Below are 22,342 nucleotides of genomic sequence, written 5' to 3'. Positions count from 1 at the left end.
GGAGCAAAGTTATGAATTGGTATGTGATTGCTTTTAGTTTTTTTATGAGTGCGCAAGTATATGCAAAGTGTGTCAGCGAAGCGTATCGACATTTTGATTTTTGGGTCGGTGATTGGCAAGTAAAGACGCCGGATGGGAAAATTGCAGGACGTAATGTAATCACGATTGACTATGAGGGATGTGTGATTAAAGAGCGCTATAAGGGGTTGTCGGGATATCGTGGGGAAAGTGTGAGTTTGTATGATGTTACGCGCAATTTTTGGCACCAGACTTGGGTTGATAACACGGGACTATTGCTTCAACTAGGAGGAGGCTTGCAAGGCAATAAAATGGTACTTACAGGAACTTCTTTTGATAGAGAAGGTAACTTGCTAGATGAAAGGATAACATGGACCCCTAATGCAGACGGAACAGTACGTCAGGTATGGCGTACCAGATCGCAAGATCAAAAATGGCAAACCATATTTGATGGTTTATATATTAAGAAAAAATAGCACTTTGCCACTAATCTTTTGTTTTATATTTGCTTTTAATACGAGATAGTTGACGAAAACCAATACTGTATATTGGTGATGATGCAATTAGATATCGTAAACCCCCTTTACAATAATTCAGTGGTGAATGTGTGGGTAATCGCGACAAAAAAGAGTAAGGCTGGTTGTGTCTGTGGCATTTTTTAGCGTTTATTGATATGAGCCCTAACCTAGCCTCTAATTTACGTGTTTTATTAAATTCAATATCTTTAATTAACGGTGAAACACTCAATAATTTAAAGACTTATATATTTTGGGATACTGTGAAATACTGATAGTCTGCAGTGTTTTTAAATGTGTATCGGATATGATAAAAAACGTATTTAACCTCAGGTTTGGAGAAGGGTTTTGGAATAGAAAATGTTTTGCAAACAAACTTACGTACAATCCAATGATGCTATTTTGTTCAATATCAAGGCGCTTATATACAGTAATAGCGGGCTATTACAAATGAAAGCAACGCCGAGAGTGAGAAAAATAGCTTTATTGGGCAAATTCGCTTATCCAGAGCTGAGGTTATTTAGATTATGGACTCGATGTATCGGTGTAAGCTGTGTGTTGTGTACCGTGCTTGTTGAAGCCAGAACCGTGGATATGAGCGCTTCATTTCCTTCATTACATATCTCTCAACAAGCTACTAATAATCAGCATGGCGTATCGGGCTTAGATAATCCTCGGAAAATTGCAACCTCTCGCGATAAGAAATCCATCTTTGTAGTGAGTGGAGATGATGATGCATTATCTGTATTCCAGTTAGACAGTGATGAACAGCTGTATTTCAAACAAACATTTAAAAATATTGATAATAATAGATATAAATTGGCAGGGGCATCTGACGTTATTGCACTTGATAATGGCAAGTGGTTAATCACTGCTAGTTTTTACGATGGCGCACTGTCACTTTTTAGCAAAGTTGAGCAAGGTGGTTATCAATTTGTTCATTCATTAAGTGATGATTTATCAGCAAAACGCATATTCAAAGACCCGACGCCCGTTGGTGAACTGGATAACTTAAAGCTACTTGCACCATGGAGTATACTTAAGCTTGATGAGCAGCATTTTGTGGTAGCCAGTTACAAAAGTGACGCAGTCCGTTTCTTTAAGTTATCCAATGGATGAATTGTAACGAATGAACCCGCCAATAAAGGGGTCAGTAAGCAACAGTTCGGTTCACCCGTCGCTGTGCAACCAATAATGAACAAAGAGACAGGACAGAATAAGCTCATTGTGGCTGGTTTTAACGACTCTACACTGACCTTATTAGATAAAGGTGATACATAATATTATGCTGTGAGCCAGCGTATAAGTTTAAAAGAGTATGGATGTTTAAATCCTCAAGCAATGCAAGCTGTAGAGATAATAAATAAATTATATGTAGCCTGTTCAGGTAGCGATAAAATTTTAGTGTTGCAAGAATCACAACCCAATCAATTTAAAGTGATTCAGGTTGTGGCCCATCCGCATTTGCAAGGCGTTAATAGCTTAGCTATGGCGCGCGATGGAAGATGGGGCTATGCGGCTTCCGAAAAAAGCACTGGTGTGATTGTTTTACAAAATAAACCATTAACGGGTTTATCAGTATCAACTGTGCTATTGGATAACACGCCAGCCGTTTCATCTATTTCATCACTGACATTAATACGTCCAGATTTATTAGTTGTGACTTCAGCGAAACAAGATACGCTATATTTATTGAATGTCACTACACCACATTAGCTATAGCTTACTCTGATGTATGGATAAGCTCAGTTCCTCACGTATCATAAGGGCATATGTTACCGTGACTTTGTAGCGAGGGCGCGTGCTATTTCGCAGATTTAACCCAGCCGATACTCAACACATAGCGTGTACCTTGCTCTACTTTTGACACCGCATGCTCACATAAATCGGGTCGAAATAACTTAATTCTAGATGTGTTAACTAAAGGGTGTTTGCAAATAAACTGACCACCTTTTATCGACTTTTTGAGTATGATATTTAGGGGCTGTTGATCTTTTAGGTTCATTTTTGCAGCAGTTTGATTGGCTTTTATACAAGGCAGAGGCTGCGTAGCATGGTTATTCCATGTGAGTCAGCCGATAACATAGTAGAAAAGCCAATCAAGCGCTGCCTACCGGTTCTTTTGAGCATCCCTTTCTCTTTGTTGCTTAATATTCGCTTAGATTACTAGGCCACATATTAAGCGCCGCGATAAAAGCATGCTCAAAGAGAACAAAAATAGAATAGCAAAGTTCAACAGCCCCGAGTCTGTAATGCTTGCCTTTTTCAACTTTATCCGTGTGTGGTGGTATGACACTGCCTTTGGGGAATTTGAGTAAGTACACATCAAACTTTATTGGCCAATACGCACCACATAGTAGCATTTTATGGTAACCAGACTGCTGACGACCTTGCTGCCAACGAAAAATATGAGAGGTTATGTTCATCTTATCCTCAACGGTATAGAGCTGATAGAATATTAGAGACACAGAACACCACAAAATGCATGCCGATGTGCTTTATTCAAAGGTGTTTAAGAGATAGAAATGATCATATCTCATAATGTGGTGTTGAACCACATTGATAGTAAATAATGTTACTTTTTGTGCCTAAATACATTACTCTACTCCGTAACTTTTTTGAACTGTGACTTTTTATGGTAATTACACACCAGACTCACGATATTAAAACGGCTACGGGTGTCATGCGCACGTATCATTATCAGCCCGCCGAGCAAGGCAGTTATCCGTGCATTATTTTTTATTCAGAAATCTTCCAACAAACAGCGCCGATTGCGCGCTCAGCCGCCATTTTAGCTAGCCATGGCTTTCACGTGTTGGTACCTGAAGTGTTTCATGAGTTGAATCCGATTGGTACGGTACTCGCTTATGACGATGAAGGTAAAGATAAAGGCAATGAAGATAAATGGACTAAGCAATTAGAACATCATGATAGTGATACACAGGCCCTCGTCGATTTTGCCGAACAATTAACTGGATGCAATGGACATGTTGGTGCGATGGGCGTGTGTATTGGTGGCCATCTAGCATATCGAGCGGCATTAAACCCCGCTATTAAAGCTGCATTTTGTTTATATGCAACAGACATACACAGTGACTCTCTCCCCAGTGAGATTGGTAACGGATCATTGGAAAGAATGAAAGATATTCAAGGTGAAGTGCACTTCGTATGGGGGAAACAAGATCCGCATGTGCCAATGGAAGGTCGGTTACGGATATACACGTCATGTCAGCGTACGGGCATTAATTTCCAATGGCAAGAAGTCAATGCACAACATGCATTTATGCGAGATGAGGGCGATAGATATGATGCGGCATTGGCTATGTCTATGTATCAAGACGCTGTAGCACTCTTTTCACGATGCTTAACACTGTAAAACGTATTTTCGAGCGTCTGTGGGGGTGATTAAGAAATGGATCGGATTGTAGTGCCAGCTAAACATATCGGGCTTAAGCCAATACGCCAAGAGTGTCCTACCAAGACGCGTGTTATTGCGATATCAGGGGCATCTGGTGCAGGTAAAACATCGGTCATAAAAAAGCTTGCGCAACAATTTGACGCGCCCTACCTGCTCTTTGACAGCTATGTGGATAATGACACGTATCCAGCAAATATGAAGCGTTGGTTTGCTGACGGTGCGAATGTATCTTTAATACATACACCGAAATTTACGCTAGCACTGAAGCACCTTGCTGAAACGGGGCGCCACCGTTATATTTTTATTGAAGAACCTTTTGGTAGGCAACGATGTGTTATGGATGAGCTAATCGAATCGGTGGTATTGCTCGATACACCATTAGAGTTGTGTTTATCTCGGGTTGTTCGACGCCATACGTCTGCTCAAAGTGTAGATTCACTGGCGGCCTATTTAGATAAATATGAAGACTATTTTAGAGATATTTACTGTGCGGTCGTTGAACAGGTTAGGAGCAATAGTGATTTGGTAATGAATGACGTGCTATCGCTTGATATAACAGTTAATTGGGTGCGTGATTGGCTGTTAAGTGTTGACACTAAAATTAGTATCTAATGGGGATTTTCTTGTCGTTTATTGGTTGCTAAAGATCCAGAATGAGGAAGGCAGTACACTTGTACCGCCTTCTCACGTATTTACAGTGCCGTAGGAACTGGGGTAGTGGTTAGTGCGTGCTCAGACTCCACTTCACCACGATGGTCTTTTGCTATGAGTTGATATAATAGCGGCAAGATAATCAAGGTAAAGAAAGTACCAATTAGCATACCTGCAACGAGAATGATGCCGATACTGTTCCGTGCCTCAGCGCCAGCACCAGTTACCAGCACCAAAGGAAAATGACCTAACACAGTTGCGCCTGTTGTCATCAATATTGGACGTAAACGGGTACTTGCTGCACCTTTTACAGCATCAAGCTTTGATTTACCTTCTAATTGTAGGTGATTGGCGAATTCGACGATTAAAATTCCATTTTTAGCAATTAATCCAATCAATGTGATTAACCCGATTTGGCTGTAAATATTGATGGTTGTTAATGACAAAAATGGCAACATTAATGCGCCCGATAACGCCAGAGGGGCACAGCCCAACAACACGACTAGCGGGTCTCTAAAGCTATTAAATTGAATGGCGAGTACAAAATATACAATGATCATGGAGACAAACAGCACCCCAACCATGGTATTACCTTCTTTCCGCAACTGTCGAGATTCACCTGCATAATCAATTGAATAGTTGGTCGGTAATAAGTCATTCGCAATGGCTTCAATATTGGCAAGACCCTGCTCCTTGGTGATATGGGGTAGAACACCCGCAAAAATTCTAAATGACGCTTGCTGGTTGAAAGACCCGAGGACTCTCGGACTCGTGAACGTATCAAGACTTGCAAATGACGAAACGGGTATGAGTTCACCATCTGCTGTGCGAATTTTCATATTTAAGATACTTTCAGGGTTATAACGCTCCCCACTGTCAACAACGGGGATAACGCGAAACGCCTTACCTTCTTTATTAAAGTAGTTAACAAAATTATTGGACATCAAGACACTGAGTTGCTCATTAACTGACGCCAAATTCAGCCCTAAATCGGCCACTAATTCACGGTCTATTTTTAGTTCGGCTTGTGGAAGGTCGAGCTTCAAATCTGTGTTAACAAAGAGAAAGCTGCCACTGGCGTTCGCTTTTGCGATGATCTCATCGGCATACTTTTTCATCGTAATGGCATCGTCATTGGCACGCACCACCATTTCAACATCAAATTGGCCTGCAGTTGGCAACGATGCAGGTAAAATTGGGAATAAACTCAGGCCTGTCACGCTGCCTAGGCGGCCATATAAATCGAATAATAAATCATGAACAGAGTGTTCTCTCTCCTCAAAAGGAGCAAGTTCTACGCCACCAAATCCAGCTGCCGCAGTGATTATTTGCCAAGTGAACTTTCCACCTTCGGTGTTATTCATAACTTCAGCTGTGTCATTCATTTTGCTCGCAGTGTAGGCTTGAGATGATTCAGGCGGCGCCTCAACGACCACTTGAATCGAACTTTGATCTTCAATTGGCGCAAGTTCTTTTTGAGACAATAGATAAAAAGGCACAGCTAATAACGAGAGTATCACGGCAATAAAAATAAGTTGTGGACGCATACTGAGCAATGTGTCAAAAAGCTTGAAGTACGCATTTTGTAAGCGGTCAAAATAGCTATTTACTAATTGTGTTAATCGACCTTCCTTACCTCCTTCAGGGCTGACATAGGCACTCATTATTGGAGATAAAGTGACAGCAACAACACCAGAAATTAACACGGCAATTGCCAAAGTAAATGCAAACTCCCTGAATAAGAAACCAGTTAACCCTGTCAGGAAGCCAATAGGTGCATAGACGGCGGCAAGTGTTAAAGTCATTGCGATCACAGGAACTAGCAATTGGCGTGAGCTAATTAAAGCAGCTTGCAACCGAGGTTTACCTTCACGCATGTGACGAGCAACATTTTCAACCACCACAATAGCATCATCAACCACAAGGCCAACAGACAATACGATTGCTAATATAGTGAGAAGATTCAAAGAAAAACCAATCAACGAGATAACAGCAACAGCGCCAAAAATAGAGATAGGAATAGTGATTAGTGGCACGAGCGCAGTTCTAAATGATCCCATCATAGCCACTACGACAATCCCAACCAGCAGCACAGTTTCAGCTAATGTGGTGAATATTTCTTTAATCGAATCACGCATGTATAATGTGCCATCATACCCAATGGTAATTTGCATGCCATGCGGCAATTGCTGATTCAGTTCATCTAGCTTGGTGTAAAGCACATCACCAATGTCAATTTCATTGGCTCCAGGTAGCGGCCAAATAGCGAGGAATACGGTGTCATCATAGTCAAGTCGAGCCGTTACCATCCCTTGTGCTTCACCGATCTCTACATTTGCAACTGTACCTAGTCGTAATTGGCTGCCATTTACTTCTTTAATTATAAGGTTATTAAAGTCAGCGACACTTTTTAAGCTGGTATTGGCCAGCAAATCGATACGTTGACGCTTGTTTTCGCTATAGCCTAAGGTTGCGATGGTGTTGTTAGCTTGTAATGCGGCAAAAATATCATTGGCACTTAGGTCATAAATAGCGAGTTTGTCATTGTCTAACCAAATACGCATCGCAGGATTACGTCCCCCTTCGAGCGTGACTTTTTGGACGCCTTTGATATCGGTCAGTCCCGGTACCACATTTCTGGTTAAGTAGTCACTTACTTCGCCACGAGGTAAAGATTGAGACTCTACATTGAGATAAAAAACAGCATAAGGGCTGTCAGCTCGAACAATCTCAATCGCAGGGTCTTCGGCGCCAGTAGGCAGCTCAAACTTAATTTGTCCAAGGCGAGTACTCATTTCAGCCAAGGCATCGGTGGTATTATGGTTGAGTTGAAGCCATGCTGTGACTTTACTTAAGCCCGATGTAGTTACTGAGTCGACGTAATCAACGCCTGGTACCGAGGAGACAACCCGCTCAATAGGTTCAGTGACATAACCTTTGACGACATCAGCCGAAGCACCGGTATAAACGGTATTAATGACCAGAGAGGCACTTTCTATTTTTGGATATTGTTGTATTGATATTTTGTTGGCGGCATTGAGCCCAGCCATAATGATGAGTAACGATAGAACTATCGAAAGAACGGGACGGTTAACAAAAATATCCATAAATGAGGGTTTGTTTTCATGTAGTGCACTCATTACTCCCCCTTAAGCGATGTGTCAGCTGGAACTTGGGTATAAACAAGCAACTGGTCTTTGAGTTTAAATGCCCCTTCGGTTGCTATAAATTCGTGACCTGCTAAGCCGTTGGTGATGATTTGTAAATCCCCTTGGCGTTCACCGAGTTCAACTTGAATCGATTTAGCGCGCCAATTTTTGGTGTCATCTTGGCTTAATGTAAAGACGAAAGCACCGAGGTGGTTCCGTGCGATAGCATTGGATGGCACAGCAAGAACTTGGTTACTTGGTGTAGAAACGACCACTGATACCATTTGATTATGATGCAGTTTTTGTTGACTATTTTTAAGTTCAGCTCGATAAGCAAGTTGCCTTGCTGATACATCAATCGTGGCGCTCTTAGCGATAACTTTTGCCGTGAGTAATTCAGACTCACTAATGTTTGTCGATACGATACGGATATTAACCTCATCCCCTACGATTAATTGAGGGAGTGTTTGTGGTAATTTAAAGTCGACCCATATCGTGTTATCAAGTGCTACGAGCGATGTGAGCAGTGTATTTACATCTAGAAGTTGCCCAGGTTGATATTGCGTCAATCCGATTTGTCCATTAAACGGTGCTCGGATGGTTTTCTTATCGATAACCGCGGTTAAATTCGCTATTTCAGCTTTGGCTATCGTGACATCAGCGTCAGCTTGGTCAACTTGGTCTGGGCTAACGCGTTTTTGTGCTAATAGTTTAGCAAGGCGTGTTTGCGTCGATTTTGCTAATGTTAATCTCGCATTGGCGGCTGCAAGATTCGCGCGCTCAATACTGGTATCTAGCTCAAACAAGATTTGATCCTGCGTCACAAAATCACCCGGTTGATAGTTTATTTTTACAATTAAGCCGGCATACTCATTGCGAATATCTAAGGTGCGTTTTGCTTGTAGTTGGCCAATGACTTTACTTTTTTTACTGTATTCGATGCGTTCCACGTAACTTGATTTTACCGATGCTGACGGCTCAGGGAATGACTCGCCAAAGGCTATCGCAGCTTGTATCTGAGTAAATTTCATAAAGCCTAATGAGGCGATAATAACACCCAAAATGAGTACCGATATTAGCCAACGTTTAATGTTCATAATGCCCCCTTAGGGTCGCGTAAGTGAATGTTTTCCAAACTGGTTTGTATGGTTTTTATGGATTCTTGGGTCAGTGGCTGTTGCCAAGGGTAACTGTTGAGAAATCGCATGGAACTGCGAATATTAGGGTCATTCTCAGACAGCGGTTCAAGTAGGGAATCTGTGCCTTCACCGATTTGCCTAAATTGCTTAACGCGTTGAACTTGTTGATAGCCAACAGACAGAGACCATGAGCCTATCATTATTTCTTCAATGGTCTGCGACAAATTAAGCTCAGTGGTGAGCTCTCCGGAGTTAATACCATCTGTTAAAGCTAACTTAAATAATTGCTCACAGGCGGTATTGGCCATGATCATTTTTTCTGTCCATGTTGTGGAAGCGCGGCTGATCACGGCTTCATTGGTCGCATAAGAAAGCAGATCGTTATCGAACCCAAAGCGCTGCATTTTTTTGGGATCAATAAACTCGATTGCAAGGATTTTCTCTGGTGTGGAAATGGGTAAAGACAAGACTTGATTGAAAATACCGCTGACATGTAAGAATGCTCGGTGAGCGAGCGCAAGCACAATGTCTTCCTTACTTTGCACATGCTTATAAACAGACCCCATAGATAAACCAGCTGTGCTAGCGATTTTAGCCATAGTGAAATCGGTCACGGATGATTCGTTAATGCATTCTTCCGCGGCATTTAAAATCATTTCAAGTTGCTTTTCATGACTGTACTTGGGAGCTGGTGCCATATATACCTCGAAGTTAAATTGCTAAGTAACATCATTCGAATAATGTTCGAATGATGTTGTTGTAAATTTTACATCCTTAAAGTCAAGCTTTCTTAAATGCACAATTCGAACTAATGTAAGACTGTGTAATATTATTTCAGTTATAAATTTTGAATACTAAAAGAAATGAACACTGACTATTTAGCCTATAAGGAATTGAAGCCATGCAGAGTGAACAAGATAGAATACAAAAGCTTGTCGATACATTGAGTAACCATTTAGCGCGTTCTGGTACATCAGAAAATCCGGATCCTCAACAGCAACGAAACGCGATTCAAGGTGTATTTGCTACGACGGTAAATAATTTTAACTTGTTTTATCAGTCAGCCATTGAAGGTGGGTTTTCAGCAAAGCGTCTTTTAACTCAAAAGCTAAATGGGCTGAGTGATGTTGCGGGTTTAAACAATTATCAAACAGAAGCTATGGTGTTTAATACGCGTTTCCAAGCTCATCCATTTGCCATTGCATTGTGTGAGACCACACTTGAAGTGCAATTTATTTATAAACTCGCTATTGAATATAACTTACCGATTAGAGTGCGCTCAGGAGGTCATGATCATGAAGGGGAGTGTAGCGGCAGCAATACTATCTTGATCGATGTTAGTCGAGTTAAACAGTTTAGCTATGATCAGAAAACTGAAGTGGCGACGATTGGCGCAGGCTATCGCTTCTATCAATTAACGCCTTTGCTCGCTGCTGAAGGAAGAATGATAGCTCATGGTACATGTGCAACGGTTGGTTTAACCGGCTTTATCCAAGGAGGTGGTTGGGGCCCTTGGACTCGTAAATATGGTATGTGTTGTGAATATCTGGTTGGTGCCACTGTGGTCTTGGGCAATGGTGAAGTGGTTGAAGTCTCAGAGGCTTGTCATAGCGATATTTTGTGGGCATTACGTGGCGGCGGCGGTATGAGCTGGGGGATTATTACCGAGCTAAAAGTAAAAACATTTGTGTTGCCAGATGAAATCCATCGATTTGAAATTGTTTGGAATCAGTTCATGAAACCAGATCCGGCGATTGAAGTGTGTGTGCCGTTAGAAGATTGTCCAACGATTGATATACTCAAAGCGTGGGAAGCAACGATCCAGTCACAAAAAACGGCAAACTTGTTAGGTACTAATTTAAAAGTTAATGCGATTGCAAAACGACCCTATTCAGACATTGATGAGTTATATCATCCATGTACCATGTTTGGATATTGGGAGGGAACAAAAGAGGCATTGGATAGGTATATCAATGATACCTTTGTTAAACCAATGCAAGGTAGACCCCGTGTTAGTACATCCAAAGTGGGCGGCAAGCGATTGATTCTTAGTCAAAACAATAAGCAACAATACGATTATGATCATGCATTACTCAGCCATTGGGCACGCGAAAGTATTGCCGATTATAATACATTATTACATTCAATTTTAGGGCGGCATCAGCACGCGTTTACCCCTGATTATGATGCGCCTGCACCACATAAAATTACTTCAAAGTTGGTTAAACCCGAAGGTTTAACACAGCGTGGTTATGAACAATTGCTAAGCACGTTGACCTCAGAATTAGTGAAGAGTGAAAATAGTGGGTTAGGGTTGTTTAGCTATGTCACATTAGGGGCGATTGTTGGAGATTTTTATCAGCAATTAGATCAAAAGAAGTCACAACTTGGAGTGTCATTTCCGTATCAACATTGTTTATATACGATTCAATATCAAACATGGTGGAACGAAGAGTTAAAGAATAAAGTTGAGCAGCAAAATAATGCTGTTTATGTTGATACAAATAGAGCTATGGACTGGATCTCCGCCAGTAGAAGTGCAGATATTGAGGGAGCATATGGTGCGTTTATTAGTTTCAAAGATGCCTCAATACCGACATCTGAATATTTTCAGCAGAATTATGGAACACTTGTAGAAATTAAAAAATGTTATATTAATGATCAATACAATCACTTGCGCACTCGAAAAACCATTATTTAATTGTTAACAATGCTCACGCCAAGCACGGTTTTGGCGTGAGCACATTCGGTGCATGACCCCATCCTACGTGCGGTTTAATTTACTGCTCTCACCTCTTATGAATACGTATGTAATCCATTGCTTTGTTGTTTTGTTATTCGTTACTGTTGTCGCCTGTCTAAATATTAACCAGGAAGTTAAAATAATGACGTTTAATCTTATCAAAGCCCAGTCTCGGTTCTACATTCAGTGTCTACTGTTGTGTTGTAGTATTGTGACTTCTTACTCGGTGTCAGCTGCAATCAACCAACATCAGTTGGGGGTTACCCATCAAGAAAGCAATAACACGTTAACCTTTCGAATATACTCTTCCAGAGCCACTCGAATGGCCGTTTATCTTTATGCTAATGCAACTGGCAGCCATGAGATAGACCACTATGCCTTGACAAAAAACAGTGATGATATTTGGTCTGTCACGTTAGATAAAGCGCGTTTAGATGGTCGTTTACAGGGAACAGTTTATTATGGCTACAGAGCATGGGGACCTAATTGGCCGTATCACCCATCGTGGCAAAAAGGGAGTAATATCGGCTTTATTAAAGATGTCGATAGGTATGGCAATCGCTTTAATCCAAATAAATTACTGATTGACCCATATGCAAAGGAGTTGAGCCATGATCATTTAACGCCACAGTGGGATAGTGGCAATATCTATGCTTCGGGCAATCGTTTTCGAAATCTGGATAGTGCGTTAAAAGCGCCTAAAGGTATTGTCGTTGCATATTCACATCAGTCTACCGGAGTGAAACCGACTGGTGCGTTAAAAGATGACGTCATTTATGAGGTTCATGTTCGCGGGTTGACTAAAAATGATGAGAGTATTCCTGCTAATTTTCGAGGAACTTACCAAGGGGCGGCGTTAAAAGCTGGATATTTAGCTGATTTAGGCATTACCGCGGTTGAGTTTTTGCCTGTACAAGAAACACAAAATGATACCAATGACGTTGTAGCATCCACTGAAGGTGACAATTACTGGGGTTATATGACGTTGAATTATTTTGCACCAGATAGACGTTATGCGGCTGATAAGTCTCCTGGAGGTCCGACAAAAGAGTTCAAAAGTATGGTTAAAGCTTTCCATGACAAAGGGATCAAAGTATTCATTGATGTTGTTTACAACCATACTGGAGAGGGAGGTGCATGGAAGCAAGGTGACGCATCAACGTATAACCTATACTCTTGGCGCGGATTAGATAATCCAACGTATTATTCATTAACAGCAGACAGACAACATAATTGGGATAACACGGGTGTTGGAGGGAATTACAACACCTTAAATCCGATTGCTCAGAATTTGATAATAGACTCTTTAGATTATTGGCAATCAGAAATGGGCGTTGATGGTTTTCGCTTTGATTTAGCGTCTGTGTTGGGTAACAGTTGTGAGCATGGCTGTTTTCACTTTGATAAAACACTGAAAAATAATGCACTTAATCGCATCACTGATGAGTTTACGGAACGACCGGCATTGGGAGGGCAAGGCACTGATTTTATTGCTGAGTCATGGGCTATAGGTGGTAATTCATATCAAGTAGGCGGGTTCCCTAAAGGGTGGTCGGAATGGAATGGAAAATATAGAGACACCATTCGCAAAGACCAAAACCAAATGGGGCAAGAGTCAGTCAGTTTAGGACAGTTGGCGAACTTCTTTACAGGCTCTGCGAATTTGTACCAAGATGATGGTAGAGCCCCCTGGAATTCCGTTAATTTTATTGTGGCCCATGATGGTTTCACGCTAAAAGATTTATATTCTTGCAATGAAAAAAACAATCAGCACCTTTGGCCTTTAGGACCATCTGATGGCGGTGAAAATAGCAATCATAGCTGGGCACAAGGGTGGCATAATCAAGCGCAAGAACAGCGTAAAGCGGCGCGAAATGGTTTTGCACTATTAATGCTCAGTGCTGGTACACCGATGATGACGGGGGGAGATGAGTATTTAAGATCGTTAAAGTGTAATAATAACCCATATAACTTAGATTCATCTGCAAACTGGTTGAGTTATCGTTGGAATACGCAACAGCATCACTTTAATGCCTTTGCAAAAGGGATGATTGCATTTCGAAAAGGGCACTCTGCTTTACGTCCAGCTCACTTTTATTCAGATAAAGATAACAATGCGAATGTAATGGAGCAATTACGATGGTTTAAAAGTGATGGTTCAGTTGCAGATATTGGCTACTTTAATGATGCAAATAATCATGCAATAGCTTATCGAATTGATAGCAGCGAGTTTTCTGAGTCAACAGCGGCAATCTACATTGCATACAATGGGTGGTCAGATCAGGTTGAATTTACACTTCCTTGGCCTGGACAAGGCAAGAGTTGGTACCGAGTCACGGATACCGCGAACTGGAATGAAGGGGCTAATTCGGTTAACTCCCCAGGTAATGAAGAGTATATTGGCGGCGAGTATACTCAGTATGGGTTAGCAGGTCGTGCAGTATTAGTGTTGATAGCAAAGTAGTGAGGTGTAGGGCGGGCTTTTTATTTAGCCCGCTTAACAAAATGTTAATTAAACAAAGGCACTGCGCCTTTTTTGTGCTCAAAAATCACGGCGTTTTTAAGCAAACCAAACTCTTGTAAGTATTGAGCAATGCTCGTAAAGCTAGCTGTCTGTATTATTTTGTCGTGATCTTTAGTGGTAACTCCGTCGGCAAACCAATTTCCTAATGCTAATTTGATACGACTGACCTTCACTGGGGTTGCTTGAAAGTATGCTTTTGCATTCGCTTTTAAGCGCGCCATATTATCTGTTTGATATAGCGCTGCATTAATGACATTTAGCGTATGTTCAGTACAGTTTTGATATGCGTTATTAAATGGATTAGCAATCAAAGAGTAATGAGGGTTATGAAGCGACTTATTTACCCCAGATTGAATGGCTGCTATTAGTCGGGTTTGCAATTCAATGGTTGGGATAGCAATACCGGCTGTTAATGAATCAGCTCCCCAAAAAAAATCAACTGGGTAATCCGTAACTAATAAACTTTTGTTTGCATATGTTTGTTCTTGATAGAGGTTGTGTATTGCATAACCTTTAACGCTTTCTCCGCTGTCTAACTGTATTTGTGAATAAACTGCAATTGCGGTATGAGTAAATTGAAAGCCTGCTGGTAACTTATTTTTTGGCTGTCCACGCCGAGCTATAATGAATGAGCGAGCACCATTTTTTGCCGCGTATTTTTCAACATCTTTTGCAAACAAAGCGATGGTGCTGGCATCAAAGCGAGTGTGCTTGGTTTGCGTGCTGCCTGCATATGTTGAACCGTGATAGAGAAGTATTAAGAACGTTATAGCAAGTCGTGTAGTCATATTACCGCCTTTTATTTTAGTCGCTCGATTTAGTTTTGATTTTTAATCGCTTCATTCGGTGCTCTATCAACCGTAATGGTAATTTCAGTTATTTCTAAAGGTGTATCTTGAGGCGCGTGAGAATGGCGATGAGTGCCACTTGCAGCGTCAATGAGTTTAGTACCGACTGCATGTGACGCTGAAGCTGTGCTGCCAGCAATGAGCAATGGCACAGCAACGATGCCACTGGCAACCTGTCCTGCTGATACAGTGCTATGACCCAATGCTAATGCAGCATGTTTGCTTGCTGTACTGGCATGTTCAGAGGCAGACTCCGCAGCGCAAACAAATGAGGATAGGATACATAATGTGCTGAATAAAAGAGTTGATGTTTTCATAGTAGTTTCCCTGTGATTAAGTTGCACCTAACTTAAATGATAGTATTCATTAGGTAAACCATATTGCTTGATGTATTAGAATAAACGACTTAAAGTATTGTAATAATATTCTTTTATGATTTAGGGTGACTGATGAGTCAAATTTCGTTGGTGAGCGACACATTAAAAATGCTGTTGAAACAGCGTAAGATGACCTACAAAGATATTGCAGGTGAGTTAGATATGAGTGAAGCGAATATCAAACGCATTTTTGCAAACCAGAGCTTTACGTTGCAACGCTTAGAACAGATTTGTAATCTATTGCAGATCAACTTATCCGATTTATTTTCTATTACTCAGAAGCAACAAAGTCAGTTAACTGAGCTGACATTTGAACAAGAACAAGAATTAATCGATAACCCAAAATTGTTATTGGTTGCGGTATGTGTAAGAGATGCGTGGGATTTTCAAGAGATCATAGCGCATTATGAAATTGATAAATTTGAATTGATCCAACTTTTTGCGCGTTTAGATAAAATAAAGTTAATACAGCTACTCCCTAACAATCACTATAAGCTATTGATAGCCCAAGATTTCAGGTGGTTAAAAAACGGGCCGTTAGAGCGGTTCATGGAACAAGAAGTATTACATCGTTTTATGGCGAGTAAGTTTGATGAGCCGAATAGTTTTAGGTTTTATTTGCGTGGTCGATATTCACAATCCTCGATTGAAGTTATTCAACGCAAACTTAATCAATTAACTAAAGAGTCAGCTATTTTGAACCAAGAAGACGCCAGTTTACCATTATCAACAAGGGAACATATGGGATTATTATTTGCTATGCGTCCTTGGGAACCTTCATTGTTTGAACAATTCAGAAGAAAGAAGGATATATAATATGAAGAATACGCTATTTTTTGGGTTCGCTTTACTGTTGTTGAGTTCAGGCGAGTCGCACGCTCAAGCCCATATTGTGGATTGCGTGTCACTTAATACCAATATGAAGCATATTGAGTCTCTGGCTGATTCTGGGCAGTATCGGCAAACATTAGAGCCTGAAAAAATGCCGTTTTTTGATTTTTCTAAGCAAGGGCCGTTTTCAGATTATTTAGAGTATGAACGCAATAGAATTCTTGCTGAAAACCCTAAAGGTCGCTTGCCTTGCCCGATAGCAACATCGGTTAGCACGCATTTGTATGGCGACAAGTCGCTACAGGTGGTGGACTTAATTTCGCCTTTTCAGCTCAATGCACCGAAAAATAAGTCAGAGCCAACGCATAGGGGTGTCTTGTTGATACATGGTTTAACCGATTCACCTTATTTGTTTCATGATTTAGCTGAACAGTTTTTTCAGCAAGGGATCACTGTACGTACATTGTTACTGCCAGGACACGGTACCGCACCTTCAGCATTGGTGGATGTGTCACATCAGCAATGGCGTATTGCAACACGCTATGCCGTTGCAGCGATGTTAGAAGATTTTGACACTGTGTATTTGGGGGGATTCTCTACCGGCGGTGCATTACTCATCGATTATCTTAACCAGCACGACTTGACTGTGGCCGAAGAAGCGAAAATTAAGGGGGTGATGTTGTGGTCGCCTGCCAGTCGCGCAAAATCGAGTATGGCGTGGGCGGCGCAATATATGGCATGGTTTAAAGACTATATGGAAAGCAGCGGCGACATTGACTTTGCAAAGTATGAGTCTTTTCCATTTAACGCAGCTGCGCAAGTGCATAATTTAATGCAGCGCATTCAGCCCGAAAAGCTTACTTATGTGCCAGATATACCGCTATTTTTGGTTGCTGCGCAGGCTGATCAGACTATAGATACGCAAAGCACATTGTCATTGTTGACGCATTGGCACCTCAGTGGTGCACGTAAAAGCAAAGAGCAAGATACGATGATATACTATGGTGAAAACGCTCGACTTAAATCATTATCCAGAAGTATAACAGTGTATAACCCCACAGAATGTCGAGGTGACGATTATTGTGGTTCTATAAAAGGTATATCCCACACCGCAACGACTAACGCACCAACCAATCCACATTATGGCTGGGGTGGAGCATATCGTAACTGTGAGCATTTAATGGGGACTGATAACTACAGAGTCTGTAAACAAACAGACACCCCAATATTGGGTGAAACTACGGTGGAAACACTGCATGACACTCCCCAGTTACAGCGACTGACCTTTAACCCTTACTTTGAACAAATGACTGACGCGCTAACACAGTTTATTAAAATCACGCAATGAAGGTATTAAATTAATATACTTAAAGTCGAAAAATATTGACCTTTCTTTAAATAGGTTTACTTATATGCTGATGTTATCAATACTGACTCTATCGTTTTACAGGGCGTACAATTTAATAACGGAGTAAGTGATGACTATAAGTAAACCAACCAAAGCATTTAGATTGGCATCAATTTTTGCATTATTAGCGGGTGTATTCGGATTCTTAATTGGCCTGATGAATGCTCAAATGCAATTGAACGAAAAAGGCTATTATTTTGCAATTTTATTATTTGGGCTATTTTCATTTGTGTCCTTACAAAAAACGGTGCGAGATAAACTTGAGGGGCAGACTATTTCAAAGCCCTACCTTTTAATGTGTTGGGTAGCTGTGGGCGCAGCAATTGCTATGCTGGGCATCGGGCTATATCACGCAGAACTATTATTGAGTGAAAAAGGGTTCTATACCATGGCGTTTCTATTGAGTGGTTTTTCAGCAATTACTGTACAAAAAAATGTTCGAGATACGATGGTACTGGAAGAGTCCCAAGCACCTAGCGTGCTGGTGGAAGAGGTTAAGTAAGGTCATGATAGAACGATACTTACCCGCTAAGTATCGTTCTGAGTAAGTTGAAGCGTTGTTGTGTCAAACGTTTAATCGTGCGTTTGATTTTTATTAGTACGGCGCCATGCAGAAGGGGTTTGCTGATACTGCTTTTTGAACTGTCTTATAAAGTGTGTCACATCTCGCCAGCCAGCTTGATAGCCAATAAGTTCTACCATCTCATCGGTATTTAGCAACAACTCCACTGCCATTTTTAACCGATATTTTAAGATCCACTGACCTACCGAGTACCCCGTAGCTTGCTTCATTTTACTCGCAAGATGGGCCGAGTTGATATGCAGAGCATGCGCAACGTCTTTTAATGAGATCCCTTCACAGCTATGTGCTTGTATGTAGCGCATCGCTTTATCAATTTTTGTGTGGCCATTGATTTCAATTGCGGTTAATTCTGATGCTTTGTTGGCTTCATTGAGCACGAGATAAATTAAGCTCTCTAATACTTTATGCGATTTGCCTGTGGCGAGCTCAGTTTGGATTTCCAAAAATAGTGAAGTGACATAACTTACCCGCTCTTCAGCAAGTTTGCAAATAGGCAACGCGCCATTCCTTATAGCTGTAAATGATCGCATAAACTCATTTTTTTCATCTAATTGGAAAAAGCGGCCAGAGAAACTTAGCCAATGCACTTGCATGTTTTTTCCTTCGAGTAGCGCGTGCGGCATACCCGCAGGCACGAGCGTCAGCATACCAGGGGTAATGTTGACGCACTGCTTGCCCTTGAGTTTGACATAACCTGCGACCATGAGAGTGACGATATAATCTTCATGGGCATGATGTTCATCATGACTTAACTCTGATATATCAGAGAAGCCAGAATCTATGTGTATGTATGAGGTCAAAATCAAAAACCAAAAATAAGCCGATTTAAACCAAAGTTTAGCACTATATAGAAAAGGAGAACTAAGCGAAACTTCAGTTACACAAAATGAATTGAGGTTTATCAGATGAGTCACTGGAATAATGAACACGCGTTATCTTATGATGAAAAATGGGGAGAGCTTGCATTTCATACTGAAATACCGACCTTAGCTGGGGTGGCTGACAACTTTCACATTGCTGAAATTGGGTGTGGTGGTGAGTATCTAAGTATGTGTTTAGCACAAAGTGCAGAGGGGGTTCAGGTGCTGGCACTTGATCCAACCGATACGATGATTGAACGGGCAAAAAACAGACAAAAAAAATCTGATTTACGTTTTCCACAACTTCAATTTATCAAAGCAGGTGCTGAAGAGTTGCAGGTAAACACAGGCTCTTTAGATTTGGTTATTGCGGCATTTTCGATACATCATTGGCAAAATGCTGAGTTGGCGTTGTCATTAATTTTTCAAGGACTAAAACGAGGCGGTCGAATTTGGTTATGTGAGGATGTTAATGCGCCTAGTTCGGGGGATTTGATGGTTGACGTAAATTTGAAGACTTTTTCTGGGGTTAAAGAACGGCTGCAAAGTGTCGGCTTTGAGAGTATTGTGAAAAATGTCCATGTATCAAGTGAAGGGGAGTTTTTGATCATTGAAGCACTCAAACGTACAGACAAATAGGTGGCGCAATGTAAAGTCATAATAATGCTTTATCGAACCAAAATTTTGGGGAGACACCAATTTAGTGTTTTTTGTTAGGTTAATTCAGTATTTTGACAATATAGATAAGCTACTAAGGAAGTTATCTAATGAACAGCATGATGTAACCCTTGCTGCAGTTATGCGCTTTAGAGCTGCATTAAACCAGTCTACTGATCTGGAAACATTTCGCTTGATAGACTATTCGATTAATCAAGGTACTTGTCACTTCATGAGAGATAAAGCGACCCAGATATTAATGGGGTATGTTATTTGGGCGAATGTAGTAGAAGAAACTTGGCAACGATATGTGGAACAGGATATCACACCAATTTATCGACATGAGTGGCAAGAAGGTGAAATTGGTATGATATTGGGCGCTGCTATTAACCCTGTTTACAAATTGAACTTGCTTGAAAATTTGCCTGAACTTTTCTATGAAAAATGATTTATTTATAAAAAAAGACGAAGAACATATCAACTTGCCAAGGTCTTGAAAAAGTACGTAGACTATAAAGGCGTTCAGCGTGTGTGAAGCTGTTACTACAGTTCAGTGTGTTATTTCATTAACACATCGAGGGACTTTATAAAGAGTGTGTAGGCGATTAGATAAGGGTCTACAGTTTCTTACAAAATAAGCGGAATTAAAACATAAAGTTTACAAATTTAACGTGTTACTGTTAGCTATAAACTCAATTAATGTAAGGAATACTCAATGTTTAAACGACCTTTAATAGCACTGTGTGGGTTACTGATGTTATCGGGTTGCCAGTCAACAAGTTACAAAAGTGTCAATGATGGGAGTGGGGAGCCGACACGACTGATTGTTAATATTAGTAATGTACAAAATACGGATGGCCAATTAATAGTGATGATCCATGATAATAGTGGAGATTATCATGCAGACCTAAACATTAATGATCCTGAAGCTAAGTTTTACTTAAAAAAGATAGTTACCCCAACTATGCCAAATACCCTGATTACATTTGAGAATGTGCCTGCCGGACAGTACGCAATCAATGTGATCCATGATGAAGATGCTGATGGAGGACTAGATCGCATGCTTTTCCCATTTACAGGAATGCCAAGCGAACCGTATGCGTTATCGAATGATGTTTATGATAATTTTAGTAAAGGGGATTTTGAAGATGCATTGGTTGAGATTGGTGCTCCGACATCTCAAATTGACTTACGTTTAGCCACACATTTGAAAAAAGTAGTCGGCATGTAGTTAACCTCAGCTCTGGATAAGCGAATTTGCCCAATAAAGCTATTTTTCTCACTCTTGGCGTTGTTTTCATTTGTAATAGCCCGCTATTACTGCATAAAAGCGCCTTGATATTGAACAAAATATCATCATTGGATTGTACGTAAGTTTGTTTACAAAATATTTCCTATTCCAAAACCCTTATCCAAACCTGAGGTTAGTTATGTATTTGCAATAGACGCCTTACAGCAGAGCTTTTGTCATGATGGGTGTGAGTTGGTGGAGGTTTATTTGGCTAGATTATTAAGTGGATTTTCTTAGTGAGTTATTTAATTTGTATTTGCAGTTAATTATTTTAAATTACTTGGTTTTTTAATAGGCATGGGTATTTAATACCCATGCCTATTTTGTTACCTCCTTGGGGTATGCATATATTCGATTGAGATGGTGTTGTCACCGTCTTTCATAGAAACAAACCCACGCCTAACATTCAGTTCATACAATACATGCTCACCGACGTTGTAACCATTAAGTGGCTTTATTTGTACAAACGTTTCCGGTTCAATGTTAACGATATGCTGAATAGCTTGTGGAATGCTTTGTGACATATCGACCCCAAAAAATTCAAAAACATCAGTCACGATTCTACCGAACTCAGTTTGGAGTTTATTAAAAATTTCAGGAGTTAGGTCATCTAAGATTTTCAAAAAGAAAGGCAATTTCACTTTAGTGTAAACTTCGGGTTGGTAGCTTGAAATGCTTGGGGTCGCAATGAGCTGACCAGTATGCACGTTATACTTTCCCTTTACGACCAAGTTGTTGTATTTAATGTTAATATAAATATGGATTCTAAACCCGAGCTGATATTTTCTTAGCTTACCGACGCCGTGTATACCAAAGTTACTAAAAGTAACAGGGACATAACCTTGTGAGTCAACGACACCATCAATGCGCATTTTCATCAGGCCTGTCAGATTGGCTGATATATTTTTTACATTAGCATCTGCTTGCGCAGCAGCGTTATAGATAAATTGTGTGATAAGTTCTTTATAGTTACTTTCGACTCGTCTAAATTGCGGGAGCACTTGGTCCATAATCGCGTTGTATGTGCTCTGTATGGGACCGTTTCGTTCAACAACACACTCATCATCTGAATAGGCTAACATCATAGGGTCATTGCCTGGGCCGCCTTTATCCATTAATTTCCAGATGCCTTTACATGTGTATATATGGGGGGGAGAAGCGGTATTTTGATAGCTCTGCAGTACGAGAGGTGTTGGTTGGCTAATGTGTGTCTCAAGGCTCGATGCATGACTATGGATGGCTATAAACAGTAGTATCGATGAAAAAAGGGTTTTCATTTTATATTCCTTTAAAGTTATGGGTTATATGGTGGCTTGTTTTTTTTATTATT

General features: G+C 40.7%; 22 protein-coding genes. 13 read left to right on the top strand and 9 right to left on the bottom strand.

From position 1 onward, the window contains the following. Window positions 1-11: 11 nt before the first annotated feature. The 3 genes from J8L97_RS04055 to J8L97_RS04045 all read left to right on the top strand — a co-directional run bounded on the left by J8L97_RS04055 (window position 12) and on the right by J8L97_RS04045 (window position 2,249). Window positions 12-494, top strand: coding sequence for a hypothetical protein (locus J8L97_RS04055; RefSeq protein WP_210997907.1), 483 nt, complete (start codon window positions 12-14; stop codon window positions 492-494). Window positions 495-893: 399 nt separating this feature from the next. Then, on the top strand, window positions 894-1,652 hold the full coding sequence (locus J8L97_RS04050) for a hypothetical protein (RefSeq protein ID WP_211047971.1): 759 nt from the start codon (window positions 894-896) through the stop codon (window positions 1,650-1,652). A 171-nt stretch (window positions 1,653-1,823) separates the two neighbouring features. Further along, window positions 1,824-2,249 carry a hypothetical protein gene (locus J8L97_RS04045; protein WP_211047970.1) on the top strand — a complete coding sequence of 142 codons (426 nt, stop codon included), beginning with the start codon at window positions 1,824-1,826 and terminating at the stop codon, window positions 2,247-2,249. A gap of 88 nt (window positions 2,250-2,337) precedes the next feature. Here J8L97_RS04045 and J8L97_RS04040 read toward each other — a convergent pair whose 3' ends face one another. Next, a complete protein-coding gene (locus J8L97_RS04040) occupies window positions 2,338-2,538 on the bottom strand; it encodes a hypothetical protein (protein ID WP_211047969.1) in 201 nt (66 codons plus the stop codon). Between the two features lie 142 nt (window positions 2,539-2,680). Then, window positions 2,681-2,959 carry a hypothetical protein gene (locus J8L97_RS04035; RefSeq protein WP_247688520.1) on the bottom strand — a complete coding sequence of 93 codons (279 nt, stop codon included), beginning with the start codon at window positions 2,957-2,959 and terminating at the stop codon, window positions 2,681-2,683. A gap of 209 nt (window positions 2,960-3,168) precedes the next feature. On the opposite strand from J8L97_RS04035, the gene J8L97_RS04030 reads away from it, so the two are divergent. Together J8L97_RS04030 and J8L97_RS04025 are read left to right on the top strand one after the other, a co-directional pair. After that, the gene (locus J8L97_RS04030) at window positions 3,169-3,909 is read left to right on the top strand and encodes a dienelactone hydrolase family protein (RefSeq protein ID WP_211047968.1); all 741 of its coding nucleotides are present in this window, start codon (window positions 3,169-3,171) and stop codon (window positions 3,907-3,909) included. A 36-nt stretch (window positions 3,910-3,945) separates the two neighbouring features. Continuing rightward, entirely contained in the window at window positions 3,946-4,563 is a 618-nt protein-coding gene (locus tag J8L97_RS04025; RefSeq protein WP_211047967.1) for a hypothetical protein, read from the top strand. A gap of 80 nt (window positions 4,564-4,643) precedes the next feature. Here the strand turns inward: J8L97_RS04025 and J8L97_RS04020 are convergent, their stop codons facing one another. Genes J8L97_RS04020 through J8L97_RS04010 form a run of 3 tightly spaced genes read right to left on the bottom strand, consistent with a single transcriptional unit; the run spans window position 4,644 to window position 9,588 of the window. Next, window positions 4,644-7,742: an efflux RND transporter permease subunit gene (locus J8L97_RS04020; protein WP_211047966.1), complete on the bottom strand. Its 3,099-nt coding sequence runs from the start codon at window positions 7,740-7,742 to the stop codon at window positions 4,644-4,646. Further along, window positions 7,742-8,848, bottom strand: a complete 1,107-nt coding sequence (locus tag J8L97_RS04015; protein ID WP_211047965.1) for an efflux RND transporter periplasmic adaptor subunit — start codon at window positions 8,846-8,848, stop codon at window positions 7,742-7,744. Before J8L97_RS04015 ends, J8L97_RS04020 begins: the two co-directional genes overlap by 1 nt. Then, window positions 8,845-9,588 carry a TetR/AcrR family transcriptional regulator gene (locus J8L97_RS04010; protein ID WP_211047964.1) on the bottom strand — a complete coding sequence of 248 codons (744 nt, stop codon included), beginning with the start codon at window positions 9,586-9,588 and terminating at the stop codon, window positions 8,845-8,847. Before J8L97_RS04010 ends, J8L97_RS04015 begins: the two co-directional genes overlap by 4 nt. 203 nt (window positions 9,589-9,791) lie before the next feature. Between J8L97_RS04010 and J8L97_RS04005 the strand changes: the two genes are divergently transcribed. Then, complete coding sequence (locus tag J8L97_RS04005; protein WP_211047963.1) at window positions 9,792-11,591, top strand: FAD-binding oxidoreductase; 1,800 nt, start codon at window positions 9,792-9,794, stop codon at window positions 11,589-11,591. A gap of 184 nt (window positions 11,592-11,775) precedes the next feature. Further along, complete coding sequence (locus J8L97_RS04000; RefSeq protein WP_211047962.1) at window positions 11,776-14,097, top strand: isoamylase; 2,322 nt, start codon at window positions 11,776-11,778, stop codon at window positions 14,095-14,097. Between the two features lie 44 nt (window positions 14,098-14,141). Here the strand turns inward: J8L97_RS04000 and J8L97_RS03995 are convergent, their stop codons facing one another. Both J8L97_RS03995 and J8L97_RS03990 read right to left on the bottom strand, forming a co-directional pair. Then, the gene (locus J8L97_RS03995; RefSeq protein ID WP_211047961.1) at window positions 14,142-14,945 is read right to left on the bottom strand and encodes a DUF2145 domain-containing protein; all 804 of its coding nucleotides are present in this window, start codon (window positions 14,943-14,945) and stop codon (window positions 14,142-14,144) included. A gap of 29 nt (window positions 14,946-14,974) precedes the next feature. Further along, window positions 14,975-15,322: a hypothetical protein gene (locus J8L97_RS03990; protein ID WP_192509549.1), complete on the bottom strand. Its 348-nt coding sequence runs from the start codon at window positions 15,320-15,322 to the stop codon at window positions 14,975-14,977. 132 nt (window positions 15,323-15,454) lie between these two features. On the opposite strand from J8L97_RS03990, the gene J8L97_RS03985 reads away from it, so the two are divergent. From J8L97_RS03985 to yiaA, 3 genes are all read left to right on the top strand, one after another. Then, the gene (locus J8L97_RS03985) at window positions 15,455-16,198 is read left to right on the top strand and encodes a helix-turn-helix transcriptional regulator (protein WP_211047960.1); all 744 of its coding nucleotides are present in this window, start codon (window positions 15,455-15,457) and stop codon (window positions 16,196-16,198) included. A 1-nt stretch (window position 16,199) separates the two neighbouring features. Further along, on the top strand, window positions 16,200-17,561 hold the full coding sequence (locus tag J8L97_RS03980) for a carboxylesterase (protein ID WP_211047959.1): 1,362 nt from the start codon (window positions 16,200-16,202) through the stop codon (window positions 17,559-17,561). Window positions 17,562-17,691: 130 nt separating this feature from the next. Then, window positions 17,692-18,123 (top strand): inner membrane protein YiaA, encoded by a 432-nt coding sequence (gene yiaA / locus J8L97_RS03975; protein WP_211047958.1) that lies wholly within the window; start codon window positions 17,692-17,694, stop codon window positions 18,121-18,123. A gap of 71 nt (window positions 18,124-18,194) precedes the next feature. Here yiaA and J8L97_RS03970 read toward each other — a convergent pair whose 3' ends face one another. After that, the gene (locus J8L97_RS03970; RefSeq protein ID WP_211047957.1) at window positions 18,195-19,004 is read right to left on the bottom strand and encodes an AraC family transcriptional regulator; all 810 of its coding nucleotides are present in this window, start codon (window positions 19,002-19,004) and stop codon (window positions 18,195-18,197) included. Between the two features lie 105 nt (window positions 19,005-19,109). Between J8L97_RS03970 and J8L97_RS03965 the strand changes: the two genes are divergently transcribed. The 3 genes from J8L97_RS03965 to J8L97_RS03955 all read left to right on the top strand — a co-directional run bounded on the left by J8L97_RS03965 (window position 19,110) and on the right by J8L97_RS03955 (window position 20,952). Next, window positions 19,110-19,703 carry a class I SAM-dependent methyltransferase gene (locus J8L97_RS03965; protein ID WP_211047956.1) on the top strand — a complete coding sequence of 198 codons (594 nt, stop codon included), beginning with the start codon at window positions 19,110-19,112 and terminating at the stop codon, window positions 19,701-19,703. Between the two features lie 64 nt (window positions 19,704-19,767). Further along, the gene (locus J8L97_RS03960) at window positions 19,768-20,169 is read left to right on the top strand and encodes a hypothetical protein (RefSeq protein ID WP_211047955.1); all 402 of its coding nucleotides are present in this window, start codon (window positions 19,768-19,770) and stop codon (window positions 20,167-20,169) included. 267 nt (window positions 20,170-20,436) lie between these two features. Next, entirely contained in the window at window positions 20,437-20,952 is a 516-nt protein-coding gene (locus J8L97_RS03955) for a DUF2141 domain-containing protein (protein WP_211047954.1), read from the top strand. 386 nt (window positions 20,953-21,338) lie between these two features. On the opposite strand, the gene J8L97_RS03950 is transcribed toward J8L97_RS03955, so the two are convergent. Next, the gene (locus J8L97_RS03950) at window positions 21,339-22,289 is read right to left on the bottom strand and encodes a hypothetical protein (protein ID WP_211047953.1); all 951 of its coding nucleotides are present in this window, start codon (window positions 22,287-22,289) and stop codon (window positions 21,339-21,341) included. Between the last annotated feature and the right edge of the window lie 53 nt (window positions 22,290-22,342).

Origin of the sequence: Pseudoalteromonas sp. MMG012, from assembly GCF_018100875.1 — a bacterium.
Taxonomy (GTDB): Bacteria; Pseudomonadota; Gammaproteobacteria; order Enterobacterales; family Alteromonadaceae; genus Pseudoalteromonas; species Pseudoalteromonas aurantia.
The sequence above is the reverse complement of the archived record's forward strand: the minus strand, read 5'-3'. Positions and strand labels throughout refer to the sequence as shown.